General features: G+C 45.4%; 11 protein-coding genes and 1 other RNA gene. 7 read left to right on the plus strand and 5 right to left on the minus strand.

The annotated features are described in order from the left end of the window. The first annotated feature begins 1 nt into the window (after position 1). The 6 genes from BP861_RS01515 to BP861_RS01540 all read left to right on the plus strand — a co-directional run bounded on the left by BP861_RS01515 (position 2) and on the right by BP861_RS01540 (position 6,360). Positions 2-1,633, plus strand: a complete 1,632-nt coding sequence (locus tag BP861_RS01515; RefSeq protein ID WP_292371865.1) for an ABC transporter substrate-binding protein — start codon at positions 2-4, stop codon at positions 1,631-1,633. Then, positions 1,587-2,630 carry an ABC transporter permease gene (locus BP861_RS01520; protein ID WP_292371867.1) on the plus strand — a complete coding sequence of 348 codons (1,044 nt, stop codon included), beginning with the start codon at positions 1,587-1,589 and terminating at the stop codon, positions 2,628-2,630. Before BP861_RS01515 ends, BP861_RS01520 begins: the two co-directional genes overlap by 47 nt. Further along, positions 2,627-3,544, plus strand: coding sequence for an ABC transporter permease (locus BP861_RS01525; RefSeq protein WP_292371870.1), 918 nt, complete (start codon positions 2,627-2,629; stop codon positions 3,542-3,544). Before BP861_RS01520 ends, BP861_RS01525 begins: the two co-directional genes overlap by 4 nt. Next, positions 3,541-4,518: an ABC transporter ATP-binding protein gene (locus BP861_RS01530; protein WP_292371872.1), complete on the plus strand. Its 978-nt coding sequence runs from the start codon at positions 3,541-3,543 to the stop codon at positions 4,516-4,518. The genes BP861_RS01525 and BP861_RS01530 overlap by 4 nt, the downstream gene beginning before the upstream one ends. After that, positions 4,500-5,198, plus strand: a complete 699-nt coding sequence (locus BP861_RS01535) for an ABC transporter ATP-binding protein (RefSeq protein ID WP_292371874.1) — start codon at positions 4,500-4,502, stop codon at positions 5,196-5,198. Before BP861_RS01530 ends, BP861_RS01535 begins: the two co-directional genes overlap by 19 nt. A gap of 118 nt (positions 5,199-5,316) precedes the next feature. After that, positions 5,317-6,360, plus strand: a complete 1,044-nt coding sequence (locus BP861_RS01540) for a methyltransferase (protein WP_292371876.1) — start codon at positions 5,317-5,319, stop codon at positions 6,358-6,360. 139 nt (positions 6,361-6,499) lie between these two features. Here the strand turns inward: BP861_RS01540 and BP861_RS01545 are convergent, their stop codons facing one another. The 4 genes from BP861_RS01545 to BP861_RS01560 form a co-directional block, all read right to left on the minus strand. Continuing rightward, on the minus strand, positions 6,500-7,237 hold the full coding sequence (locus BP861_RS01545) for a dihydromethanopterin reductase (acceptor) (protein WP_292371878.1): 738 nt from the start codon (positions 7,235-7,237) through the stop codon (positions 6,500-6,502). A gap of 111 nt (positions 7,238-7,348) precedes the next feature. Further along, positions 7,349-7,978, minus strand: coding sequence for a DUF447 domain-containing protein (locus BP861_RS01550; RefSeq protein ID WP_292371881.1), 630 nt, complete (start codon positions 7,976-7,978; stop codon positions 7,349-7,351). After that, positions 7,975-9,012: a triphosphoribosyl-dephospho-CoA synthase gene (locus BP861_RS01555; RefSeq protein ID WP_292371883.1), complete on the minus strand. Its 1,038-nt coding sequence runs from the start codon at positions 9,010-9,012 to the stop codon at positions 7,975-7,977. The genes BP861_RS01550 and BP861_RS01555 overlap by 4 nt, the downstream gene beginning before the upstream one ends. Then, complete coding sequence (locus BP861_RS01560) at positions 8,999-10,138, minus strand: methanogenesis marker 9 domain-containing protein (protein ID WP_292371885.1); 1,140 nt, start codon at positions 10,136-10,138, stop codon at positions 8,999-9,001. Before BP861_RS01560 ends, BP861_RS01555 begins: the two co-directional genes overlap by 14 nt. 365 nt (positions 10,139-10,503) lie before the next feature. Here BP861_RS01560 and rnpB point away from each other — a divergent pair. Beyond that, positions 10,504-10,862: RNase P RNA component (rnpB, locus tag BP861_RS01565), an RNA gene on the plus strand. A 201-nt stretch (positions 10,863-11,063) separates the two neighbouring features. Here the strand turns inward: rnpB and BP861_RS01570 are convergent. Then, positions 11,064-12,239 (minus strand): geranylgeranyl reductase family protein, encoded by a 1,176-nt coding sequence (locus BP861_RS01570; protein ID WP_292371887.1) that lies wholly within the window; start codon positions 12,237-12,239, stop codon positions 11,064-11,066. Positions 12,240-12,487: the final 248 nt, after the last annotated feature.

The following is a 12,487-nucleotide window of genomic DNA, read 5'->3' on the forward strand; positions in this document are numbered from 1 at the left end:
TATGGAGTGGACAAAGAACAAGTTGCTCGGTATTGCAGCCCTCTTTATACTATTTTTAGGCGGGATTTGCCTGGTAATCCTGCCTTCAGGGGATGAAAGGGATTTTGGCATCGAAACTCCGGAAGCAGACGCAAATACTTCTGCGAAACCTGAAAAAGTCCTGAGGATTGCGACCCCGAACGTTATAAAATCCGAATCTCTGGTAGGGGATTACTACCTGGGCATCTTTGCCCATCTCTCCAATTTTCCCCTAATGCAAATGTCCGAAGACGGCAAGATAATTGGTAGGCTTGCCGATCATTATGAAGTCTCAGAAGACCATAAGGAATGGACATTCTATATTCGGGATGACCTTTACTGGAGTGATGGAGTAAAGGTGACCCCAGAAGACGTACGGTTCAGCATGCTCTACTACGGAGAAAAAGACCCTGCCGGACGCTGGATAAACGATACTCTGGAAAGTTCCTCCGTTTCGGAAAACAACAATTCCGTGACCTTTAAATTTAACAAACCTTACACCCGCATTGACCTGGAATTTACAACCTACATGATCATCCCAAGGCATATATGGGAATCAATTGAGAACCCCATGGAATACTCAAGTAAAGGCCCATACGTAGGCTGCGGGCCCTATTATATAGAATCCGTAGACCTGAACACCGCCCGGCTCATCTTCCAGAAAAACCCTTACTGGAAAGGCAAAACCTGTACCTTTGATAAGGTCGAGGTGGACTGGTATGCAAGTGAAGATGCGGCCTGCCTGGCACTTGAGAAGGGAGAAGCCGACACCTATTACAAATACGCCTCTTCCTACCCATATGCAAACATCGGGCGCCTGGAAAAAACAGGGGATTTCAGCTTTGTTGAAAAGGACAGTACCGGAATTTGCTATCTAGGAATTACCTTAAATGAAGCTCCCCGTTCAGACCTGCAGTTTCGGGAAGCTCTGGCTTACGCTATAAATTACGAAGAACTTATGCAGCTCGATACTCTGGGCTATGGAAGCGTCCCCAACAAGGGACTTGTTCCCCCAGGCATGGAATACTACAAACCTACGGAAAAATGTACTTATGACCCGGAAAAAGCCAGAGAAATCCTGAAAAAGGCAGGATATGAAGACCGCAATGGAAACGGGATCGTAGAAGACAAAAAAGGAAAAGATATTCTTCTGGAACTCATGATCTGCCCAGGCTACGAAAGGGATGCCGAGCTTTTCCAAGAGTACTTCCGTGCCGTGGGAATAGACATTGAAGTCGAAAACGTTGATCAGAACACCTACATGGACCGAAAGGACACTTCCAGGTATGAGCTTGTCTTTTCGAGAACTACGCCCTGGGGAATGCTCATGCATTCGGGACTGGGCACCGGGTACTTTGATTCCAGGCGCTACGGTTACATTGAAGACCCAGCCTTTACAGGACTTTGCGACCAGATCCTGAATACGACGGATTCCGATAATCTGTGCTCTTGTGCGTACTCCCTGCAAGATTACTATGCAGAGGAACTGCCTGTAATTCCGGTTTACTGGAAAAAGGTTGTAACTCCCTATAACAAAAAGTTCGAAGGCTGGCACTACAACAACTTGGATGGGATTTACACCCTGGATACCTTCCTCGATTTACATGAGGTATGAGGCAGGAGCAACCTTTGAAGGCAATACTTTGAAAACAGTAAGTGGTACGATGCGTGAAGTAGTTAGAAAAACACTCAGGTATGCGACTTCCTTTCTCCTCATAATCTCCCTCAACTTTGCACTCCCGAGGCTCATGCCAGGGGATCCCGTAAAGAATCTTATAGGAGAGGACGTCTACGTTTCAGAGGCTGTAATGGAAGAGCTGAGAATCGAGATGGGGCTGAACAGGCCGCTTTACGAGCAGTTCACTGCTTACATCGGAGACCTCCTCCGGTTTAACCTGGGTTACTCATATCACCTTCACAGCCCAGTGGCCGAGGTTTTGAGGGAGAGGATTGGCTGGACCCTCCTTTTTGTGGGGGTTTCCATATTTCTGGGAGCAGCCCTGGGAACCCTGCTCGGGGCATATGCAGGCTGGAAACCGGAAACAAAGGCAAACCGTCTCATATGCTACGGCTTTATTGCGCTTTCCTGCACACCTCCATACTTCCTTGCCCTGATTTGCTTGGATATCTTTGCCTTTGAGCTGGGGCTGTTTCCTTTCAAGGGATTTTATGATGTCCCGACCCCTGGAAGTGTTATGTATCACATGTTTTTACCGGTAACTGTGATGGCCCTCTTTTCCGCCTCCAGGAACTTTCTTATAATGAGGGGGAGTGTCATACAGGAAAAAGGACAGCTTTATGCCCTCTATGCCCGGGCAAAGGGCCTTTACGATATATCCATTCTTTTCAGGCACGTCATAAAGAATGCCTCCCTTCCTATCATTACCCTGCTGGCCCTTGATTTTGGTTTTCTCTTCAGCGGAGCCCTTTTTACAGAGATCGTTTTTTCCTTAAACGGTATGGGGACCCTTATCTACGATGCAATAATCGGAAAAGATTACCCCGTTCTCCAGGGATCTTTTCTGGTAATAGCCCTTGCAGTCTTGCTTGCTAATATGCTCGCGGACTTGCTATATGCGATTGCTGACCCAAGAGTTAGGAGGCCGACATGATGCAAAAGGAAGCATACCTGCAGGAAAGTACCCGGCGTTGGAAAGATTCTATAGCCCATTATTTAAACCTCGATATCCGGAAATACGGAAGAACCTTAAAAAAACTAAACCTTGGAGGGTTTTTACTCTTTGCCTTTTTCCTCGTCCTTGCCCTGTTTCCTTCCCTTTTTGCCCCTTACTCCCCAACTGAACGTTTCTTTTCATATGAATCACCATCAACTGCTCACCTTCTTGGGACAAACGATATCGGAAATGATATACTCTCTGAACTGGTTTACGGGGCCAGAATCTCGATGATGGTGGGCTTTGCCTCGGCCTGCATATCAACCTTAATAGGTCTCATGATAGGGCTTTGTTCAGGTTACTTCAGAGGGACTCTGGACGAGCTGCTTATGGGCTTTACCGATGTTGTCCTGACAATCCCTAAGATCCCCCTGATCATAATCCTGGGTGCTTTCCTGCACCCAAGCATCTGGACCCTTATTCTTGTCCTGGGGCTTCTTTCCTGGGAGTCCATTGCAAGGGTTGTACGCTCAAAAACCCTGCAGATAAGAGAAGCAGGCTATGTTAAAAGTGCCCGATGCATGGGCTTTTCTTCGTTTCATATCATGAGGTCGGAAATCTTCCCGAACCTCACCCATGTCCTGCTGCCCAAGTTTATGCTGGCAACGGCTTCAGCAATGATTTCCGAAGCCTCGCTTTCTTTCCTGGGACTTGGGGACATAAGTATGAAAAGCTGGGGAATCATGCTTTCCTTTGCCTTTTCCCGGGGTGGCTTTATCAGAGATATGTGGTGGTGGTACATACCTCCTGGGGTCTGCATCACGCTCTGTGTAATGTCCATTGCACTGATAGGGTTCGGGTTCGAAGAAAGAGACAAAGAATATGGAAAAAGAGGAGTGGATGCAGAATGAACACCCTCCTGGAAGTAAAAGATCTCAACGTTTCTTTTCAGGGAAATGAAAACGAAACCGTAACTGCAGTTTCCGGCCTTTCATTTTTTATCAGGGAAAAAGAAATCCTGGCCCTTGTGGGGGAGACTGGCTGCGGCAAATCCGTTGTCGCACATGCGGTTGTGCGTCTGCTTCCTTCGGAATCAAGAGTTATGGGGACAATAAAGTTCGGAGGAAAAAACCTTCTCGAACTGAGCGAAAAAGAGATGTCCGGGCTCAGGGGAAAAGAGATTTCCATTATTTTCCAGAACCCTTCTCTTGCTTTAAACCCGGTATATTCCATAGAGCACCAGCTTGCAGAACCCCTCCGAATTCACGGGCAGAAAATGAAAAAAAAAGTGAAAAAAACGGAGGGAAAGAAAGAAAATAATGCCCTTTCAAAAGTTGTAAAAGCCCTTGAGTCCATGGGTTTTTCAAATCCACATGAATGTATGAGATACTACCCTTCCTGGTGTTCAGGCGGGATGAACCAGCGCTTTTTAATAGCAGCCTCGAACATGCTTGATCCAGTCCTTCTCATAGCAGACGAACCCAGTAAAGGGCTTGACAGGAGCCGCGTAGCCGAACTGGAAAACGAACTGAAAGGACTTAAAGAAAGGAGTGGAACCTCCATGCTCCTGATAAGCCATGACCTCAGCTTTGTGCGTCGGCTTGCGGATAGAATTGCTGTGATGTATGCGGGAGAAATCGTTGAACTTGCCGAACCGAAGCAGTTTTTTGAAAAGCCATTTCATCCCTATGCGCTTGGCCTGCTAAAAAGCCTTCCAGAGAACGGTTTTATCCCTATCCCGGGTTCATCTCCCTCACTTAGCAGCCTGCCAGAAGGCTGCAGGTTCCATCCGAGATGCTCTTTTAAGGAAAAACGCTGCATGCAGGAGCATCCCGAACTTAAAGAAAGCAAGGGAAGGGCAGTGAGGTGTTTCCTGTGGGCTTGATTGCCAAAAACCTTGCCAGGACTTACAGAACCGGCCTTTGGAAAGAAAAGTGCATTTTTCGGGGTGTTACTTTTGAGCTAAAGTCAGGAAAAACCTTTGGGCTCATGGGGCCTTCAGGAGAAGGCAAAAGCACCCTTGGAAGAATTGTTGCCGGGCTTGAAAAACCTACGGAAGGCACTGTCTGTTTTAACGGAAAGCCCCTTTCCGGGATGAAAAAAGCCGAGTATGCGGCTTTTAGGCGCAGTGTCCAGATGATGTTTCAGGACCCAACTGAGGCTTTTAACCCAAGAAAGAGAATCGAGCAGTCGATTTTTGAGGTTCTGAACCTGCTCAAAACTCCAGAAACTGAACATGCCCTGAGGACAAAAAAGATGCTTGAGACTGTAGGCCTCTCGGAAGAGCTGCTTTTTCGTTATCCTTCCCAACTCTCTGGCGGCCAGCTCCAGCGCCTTGCCCTCGGTAGAATTCTCCTGCTTGAACCCGAATACATTGTACTTGACGAGCCAACCTCGGCCTTAGACGTCTCGGTCCAGGCCCAGGTTCTTCACCTTTTAAAAAGGGTTCAGGCCGAGCAAAAAATTGGCTACCTCCTGATCTCCCATGACGAGGCTGTAGTCCACTTCATGGCCGACAGCTATGGGATTATTAAAAATGGACAGTTGAACATTACGGACGCTTGATGCAGCTGTTGACCATAAAAAAGTGCAGAAAAAAGAATGTGGAAAATGAAATGACAATAAAAGTGAAGAACTGAAACAAAAAACTGAAACAAAAAACTGAAACAAAAGAAGGTTTACCATGGAAAGATTAGCAGATGCACAACCTCTCCTGGAAGACAAAAGCCCCTTTCTCAGGGACCTTGCTGCAAATTTTAAAAAAGGGCAGGTCTTTCAGACAGCTCTTGAGCTTGACGTTTTTGCAAAACTCAAGACCCCAAAATCTCTAGAAGCCATATCCCGGGAAATAGATACAGATGCGAGACTTACTGGCAGGTTTCTGGACGTGCTCGTTGCCCTTGGCCTTCTTGCCAAAAACGACGGAGCCTACGTAACACCGGCAGACCTATATCCTTTTCTTGCAGCAGGAGAGCCTTATTTTTCAAAGCAGCTGCTCCTGTCAGAAGAAGAACAGCGCAACTGGTTGAACCTGAAAGAACTCTTAAAACAGGGCCCCTTTAAGAAGGAAAAACCGGATTATCAGTATTTTTATGACCGGGAATCTATGGAATTAATTGCAAGGTCAGCCTTGCTCGGCAGGCTGCAAAAGATCCTGAAAATCGTTATCGAGCTTCCAGAATTTCGGGAATCGAGGCGCCTGATAGACCTTGGAGGGGGGCACGGTCTCTTCGGGATAGGACTTGCCCAGGAAAACCAGGACCTGGAAGTGGTTATCTTTGACCGCCCGGGAATAGTAGAACTTTCCAGCGAATTTATTAAGAAATATGGAATGGAAAAGCGCATAAAAACTATAGCAGGGGACTACATCACAGATGAACTGGGGACTGGATATGACCTTGCCCTTGAGATCTCCTCTTTTGAAGGTAACCTGGACCAGGCCAGGCAGTTTTTTCAAAACGTGGAAAAGGCCCTGCGGCCTGGAGGACTTTTCATAATTCAGACCTTTGCAATTGAAGCCAATAGGACCGGCCCTCTGCTCCCTCTTCTTCATGACCTGTATAAAAAGATGGAAGGCCGCAATATGTACATGATGGACAGGGCAGAAATTATAGGAATCCTTGAAGATACCGGATTTGAAGAAGAAACTGTAATCGTATTTCCCAAAGAGATGTCCTCGCAGCTTATTATTGCAAGAAAAAAGAGGGAAAAACTAGAAAATAGTTGAGATAAAAAGAAAAGGATTTAAGAAGTTCTCAAAGTCCAACTTAGAATTTCTGTCGGAACTTGAGGAACCCCTGTCAGGATTTAAAGAACTCCAATCAGGCTTAAAATCCATTTAGAGACTTGAAGAATCAGCTTAAGAATTAAGAATCTATTTCAGGCGTGAAAAACTCAAGGATTTTCTCCGGGCTTTCAAGCACGGTTATCCCCTGCAAACCTTTGACAATCTCAACATTGCGCATATCCACATCCCTGACCAGGACTTCCACAGGCCCGCCTTTGATAGCGCCATAAGGGCAGAGTTCCTTACAGATTCCGCAGCCCTTGCACTTTAGGAGCTCTATCTGGTCTGTAGAGCCATTTTTCTCAGTGATTGCTCCCTGAGGGCAGTTCTCTCTCGGAGGGCATTCTTCACAATGCCTGCACAGTTTCCGGTCAATATTATAGGGCATTTCCGAGATGATTGAACCTTCGATATCCACGGGCACGATGTAAACAGGCACTCTTCCTTTCACAGCTTGAGCAACGGCATTGGTAACAAGGGAATCCGCAATCCCATACGCAATCTTTGAAACCGTGTTTGAGGTTGCAGGCGTAACGAAGAGGGCATCGTACCTGTCAAGACCGAAACGCCCGACCTTTGGAGAACTCGAACCCTGCTCGCTTTCCCGAAAGATTTCTTCAAGGTAGTCTCCTCCGGAGATTTTAACAAGCTTTTGCTCAAGCCCATACATACGTAGCACCTCCTCTGCAGCCCTGGAGATAAATGTGTTTACGGAAACCTCGGGGTTTCGGAGCTTGATTTCCTTGAAGACCTGGTAACTGCGGTCCAGGAAATGTCCGGCACCTGTAATGCCCCACGCAATTCTCTGAAAACTCATGAGAAATAGTCATACCCGAGGAGGATAATATAATTTTCTAAAAAAGGTTCGAAATAATGAAAATGAGAAGTTATAAACTTTAAAAGGGAGCCCTATCACAGCCACAAAAATTCACAGCCCCAGGACTTCATAAAGCAATTTCATAGCTTTTTTCTCGTTTTCTCCTCCGCATCTGGAAGCCAGCGACTCATAATGACGGATCAGTTCGAGATATTTCTTCTCTCCTGAAAGCTGGTAGCGAGTTGCATGGACAGTAGCCTCAAGCACGGCATTGAAGCCGCGGTTAGGAGCTGGAATTGCTCTCCTGTTCGCCTCACAAAAGCCTGCCCCGAACGGAATGAGGTCGGATACCACAGTCTGTTCCGTATTCTTGAAGTTGGTGCACCTGAAAGCCACCCAAGAAATGGCTGATTTCAGGACAGGGAACTTTTTCCCACAAATATCCACAAAATCGAATTCGGAAGGTTCGATATCAAAAAAGGTGGAACGTACAAGGAGCAGGGAGTCATATACCACGTTTGCTACAAGAAAACCTTCCCGAACCAGGTTTTCCCCGGTTTGGCTGCCTTTGAAAATCCGGACAAAGGTCTTTTTGTTTTTCCTGATAATCCCTATAGGGGCCGCATTGGGAGTCTCAAGCCCCGTACTTACGATTGTCTCAGAGATACCTGCCAGAATCCCATATTCAGAGAGGTCAATATCTGGTTTACAGCTATCTCCGGATTCATCAAATTTTTTCAAAAACGTAGTCCTCCAAGAAGGGCAATAAAAAGCCCTGCAATAATAATATCTGCCGTAGAGCCCGGATTGATCCTTTTCTCCAGAAGCTCGGAATCAAATTCCTGCACTTTAGGAAGAATGGAAGCAAAATCCTTTGCGCTCTTCCCTGAAATTTCCCAATCTGAAAGAAGTTCGCCTGCTCTGGAAGAGACGTAATCTGCAGTTTCGGTATCAAATTTGGTCTGGATAAAGGTATCCCTATTCCTTGAAAGCAGTTTCAGAAAAGTGTATACTATAGCCTCATTGATTCCTGTGCCCGAACAGTTGGAAACTGAGCCGCTGGTCAAAGCTTCTGCTCCGCAGTTTCGCGCCTGCATGAACTCAAGAATGCTTCTTGCGCCCTCAAGGCAGCGTCCGAAGCCCGAAGTCCACTCATTTGCAATCAGGTCATATCCCCTGGATATATCCATAAGCTCGTAAAGGGTGACGTCCTTTGCTCTGAGCTCGGCTGTTGAATCCGGATCTCCAAGGCTGAATTCATCTACATCGTTAACTCTGACACCTGCCACTCCAAAAGCCCTGTAGAACTCAACAGCATCCTCACAATCCGTTGCCTGAACAAAAGCGTGTGCACGTGAAGTAAGGGCTTCTAATTCCTCAAGTAAGAGCTTAGAAGGAATTTTTTCGTAGGAATTGAAGAGATCTCCTGCAGCCATTGAAAGTGGGATAAGTAGCAGAAAAGCACCGAAATGGGTATTTCCCCCTTTCTGCCAGGCAGAGCTTTCGCAAACCGCGCTTCTGATAAGTTCACCTACTCCGTCCCTGCTTTTTGCAGCTAGTTCGAGAACAGGATACACGCTTACCGAAGAAGCTACGAAATGCTCAAAGCAGGTATCAGGATAATTATGCTCCCTATCCACGTTTCCTGGCTTAGGAGAGGCCGAAACCTCAAGCAGCATGGCAAGCTGGGCACAGCGAGCAATAAAACTTGAAATCTGTGGGTTTTCTGCCCGTCCAGGTACTGGGCAGGTGAAACCAGTATTAATGGGATTCATTTACCGGAATTCTGGCATGGTCCAGTACGTATTTTGCCAGTTGTTGTTTAAGCTTCATGTATTCTACATCAGAGAGACCGATTGTGTTTAAAACCCCATCCCTGATCCAGCAGGGCTTGGTGATTTTACAGCACCAGGCAAGGCTTCCGAAGCATGTGTCTCCGCCGTATTCCAGCATTGTGCCTTTGGCAAAATCAAGCTTTGTCCTGGCGAACTCCTCTGCCGTATATCCCAATTTTCGGAACTTTTCATGCACAGGACAGGGTTTTACAGGCAGGCAGCAGAAAGCCAGCCCTCTGAAGTCCCCTTCACTGCAAACGTGCTTGGGAGCATTATACCAGCCTATTGATCGCTGGTAAGAGGTAACGCTTTCTACCAGTTCCTGTATAAGCCCGGAATTTTCAAGGACTCCTCTAGCAACAGAGACCATATCAGCTCCTCGGGTAAACATCTCCTTTGCGGCCTCAAAATCCTTGACCGAATTGTTTCCGATCAGGAAGAGTCTTGTGGCGTCCTTGTAATTGAGGATTGCATCAAGATCGGTCCCAAATCCTTCCAGCCCGGCATCAACATGTATGATATCCGCACCCGACTTATCGATAAGCCTTGCAAGTTCGATATCGTCGACCACGTTTGCCCTTACTTTTACTGAAAGCACGACTCCGGTTTCCTTTATCGCCCTGATCCACTTTGAAAGCCTTGGAAGATCATGGAGAAGAGCTTCTCCCAGCCCGGCTTCGAGCATTTCGGGCTGCCTGCAGTGAGCGTTTAACTCAAGAATTGCTCCCTCTTCTTTGACAATTTTTGCAGCTTCGATGAGGGGTTCAAGTGTAGCGCTCCTGACATTTACTGCTACAGCACTTCCGGACGTTACTGCTCGGATTTCCTCTTTTATAAGCTTCATAGGTTCATCGGAAATGAACTCTTTTCTACCCCGGGCTACGAGAGCTGAGGCAACATCTATTGAAGCCTTATCCAGATTGAAGGCCCCAAGAATTACCAGCCCGGCATTGTTTGCATACTGGTTGGCAAAAGCACTGTCAACAGTTCCTGCCATAGGCGCCAGTGCAATGGGGTTTCTAAAACGTACATATCCAATATGCAAATCGAACAGACAATCACTCATGTTTTACCTCTTGAAAAATAAGCCTGCAAAATGACATAAATTATTAGCTACTGCCCGATATTAAAGTACCGATAAGATTTTTTCGGACAAGCCATGGAGACGGAAAAAGTCTATCCATAGCTTATGAATTACAATGCATATATATTAATATTTTGACGCGCCTAAAACACACAAGATTTATATAAATAAAGAAATTGTATACCGATAACTGCCTTGAAAAATTATAAATATAAAATGCAAAAAAATATAAAATAAAAGAGACATCTCGGATTTATAGAAAAACATATTCAGTTATTCACAGATACGATTTTCCAAAAAATATATATAATTAGGAAATATGTAGAGGCTACCAAAAGGTAATATGCGAGAGAGGCTGGATGGCTAACGGGCCTTCAGGTCTGAGGAAAGTCTCCCCACCACTCCGGATACACGAACATCTGTAAAGGATGTCGGGCGAGAGCCCGGGCCCTGGCACAGAAACGAGAACCACCCTCTGAAAATGCGATGATGCGAAAGCTGAGGTCTCAGGGGAAGTGGATGAAACGGCGAATCCTCGTGGGTGCAAGTTGGAAATCGGGAGGAAAGAGCATTCCGGACTCTCCCGGTTGTTTTAGAAAACGCATAGCCGAATGCCATCACTGCAAGAGTCTTAAGGACCATTTCCTCTACTGATTGGTGGCAGGAAATCTTTGCAGGAACAGAAGGGAGCTTACGTGCCTCACTCGCATAAACTTACTTTCTTTTCTTCCCTTTTTCTATTCATTTTCTCTCTATTTCGGATTCCTTATTCAGTTTTCTATTCATTTTTTCTCATCTCGGTTTCTTCATTATCTTTTCTATTCTTTTTATTCTTTCTTCTTTATTCATTTTTTCTGTATTCTCATTTTCCTTGTTTTTCCCCATATTATCTTCCTTTATTTTTAAATCAGTCCTTACCGGTTCCTTCCAGTTTAAGAGATTTTATTTTGGAAACAGATTCAATCAGGCAGAAATTCAGTAGTAGCCAACGGATATAATCTTTATAATTTCTATTGACTACCACTTCATCCAGATACTTATCTAAAATATCTCTGTTGCTAACAGCCAGTTTAAAAGAGATCTCAGGAAAACGATGCATTATTTTCTCCATTTTAAGAGAACTGGCAAGGTAACTTCCGAATTCCTGCCTGCAGGCGGACTCGTAGGCTTTGAGGCTACTTAACTTCAGACTGTACATAACAAGGTTGGCAACAGTCTCTGCAGCAAGCTGTCCTGATCGGATAGCATATGAAATGCCTTCTCCTGTGAAAGCATCGACAAACCCGGCAGCATCTCCGCTTAAAAGCAGCCTTGAACTGAGAGTTTTTCCTTTTATACCTCCCTTGGGAATAATATGGGAACGAACTGGAAAGTCACCTGACAAGCCGTTTTCCTCCAGAAAATCCAGCAGTACCTTTTTCGGATGCCCAAGATATTGAGCTGTTCCTACAATACCTGCAGAATAATATCCTGCATGAGGAAAGATCCATCCATATCCTCCCTGTGCAATCCCAAAATGAACATTTATAGTGCCTGGAAACCGACTCCTTATAGTCTCATCTTTATCAGGAATTTCCGACACCAAACCCAGCCCGTATTCTGTTTTTTTATCTCTCGGTCTTACCCTATATTTAAGAGTCCCACCTGAACCTTCTGAAATAAGAACGAACCTTCCCAGATAGGTGTTATCAGTGGTTCGGACTTCAACCCAATCTTCTTTTTCAATCAAGTCCAGAACCTTTTCCCCGGTATGAACCTCAATTCCAGTTTCCCTGGCTTTCTCAAGCAAAAAAGTATCAAAAATTTTTCTTGAAATCAGTACGGCTAAGTCCGTTTCTTTCGTTCCTTCTACAAATCGACCTCGAAAATGAACCCTTACCTTTGAGATATTTCTCTCGATTACGGACTCAGGTATCTTGAAATCCAGGCAAGATAAACCATAAGAAGAAAGAGCTCCCCCGCAGGGTTTGTATCTGGGGAAATTTTCTTTCTCGATTAAAAGGGTTAAAAGTCCCCTTTTCCCGGCTGTCCTTCCTGCCGATGCTCCAGAGGGTCCTCCCCCTACTATAATCAAATCGTACATGCTAAGCCCCCCGCTTACGGAATAAGTGAAACTTTATAAAGGCAGGAGTAAACTGCCCTTAAAATATATATAATGGCTGGAGCGATAAAAAGGTAAAGGAAAGAAAAAGAGTACTCTAAAAAGTTCTTATTGGTTTTATTACGTGAGCTTGAACCTTATGAAGAAAAAGAGAGAGCAAGCAATTAATGACCAATAAAGATAACCCTTATAATCAATACTTGAATCCATAACATCAAGAGATTTGCTTA

The sequence above is a fragment of the Methanosarcina sp. UBA411 genome, assembly GCF_002495725.1.
Classification (GTDB): domain Archaea; phylum Halobacteriota; class Methanosarcinia; order Methanosarcinales; family Methanosarcinaceae; genus Methanosarcina.

Excerpts from the sequence above, each read along its gene's own strand:
- BP861_RS01540 (WP_292371876.1), top strand. The coding sequence starts at position 5,317 with ATGGAAAGATTAGCAGATGCACAACCTCTCCTGGAAGACAAAAGCCCC.
- BP861_RS01555 (WP_292371883.1), bottom strand. The coding sequence starts at position 9,012 with ATGAATCCCATTAATACTGGTTTCACCTGCCCAGTACCTGGACGGGCA.
- BP861_RS01515 (WP_292371865.1), top strand. The coding sequence starts at position 2 with ATGGAGTGGACAAAGAACAAGTTGCTCGGTATTGCAGCCCTCTTTATA.
- BP861_RS01525 (WP_292371870.1), top strand. The coding sequence starts at position 2,627 with ATGATGCAAAAGGAAGCATACCTGCAGGAAAGTACCCGGCGTTGGAAA.
- BP861_RS01520 (WP_292371867.1), top strand. The coding sequence starts at position 1,587 with ATGGGATTTACACCCTGGATACCTTCCTCGATTTACATGAGGTATGAG.
- BP861_RS01545 (WP_292371878.1), bottom strand. The coding sequence starts at position 7,237 with ATGAGTTTTCAGAGAATTGCGTGGGGCATTACAGGTGCCGGACATTTC.
- BP861_RS01530 (WP_292371872.1), top strand. The coding sequence starts at position 3,541 with ATGAACACCCTCCTGGAAGTAAAAGATCTCAACGTTTCTTTTCAGGGA.
- BP861_RS01560 (WP_292371885.1), bottom strand. The coding sequence starts at position 10,138 with ATGAGTGATTGTCTGTTCGATTTGCATATTGGATATGTACGTTTTAGA.
- BP861_RS01570 (WP_292371887.1), bottom strand. The coding sequence starts at position 12,239 with ATGTACGATTTGATTATAGTAGGGGGAGGACCCTCTGGAGCATCGGCA.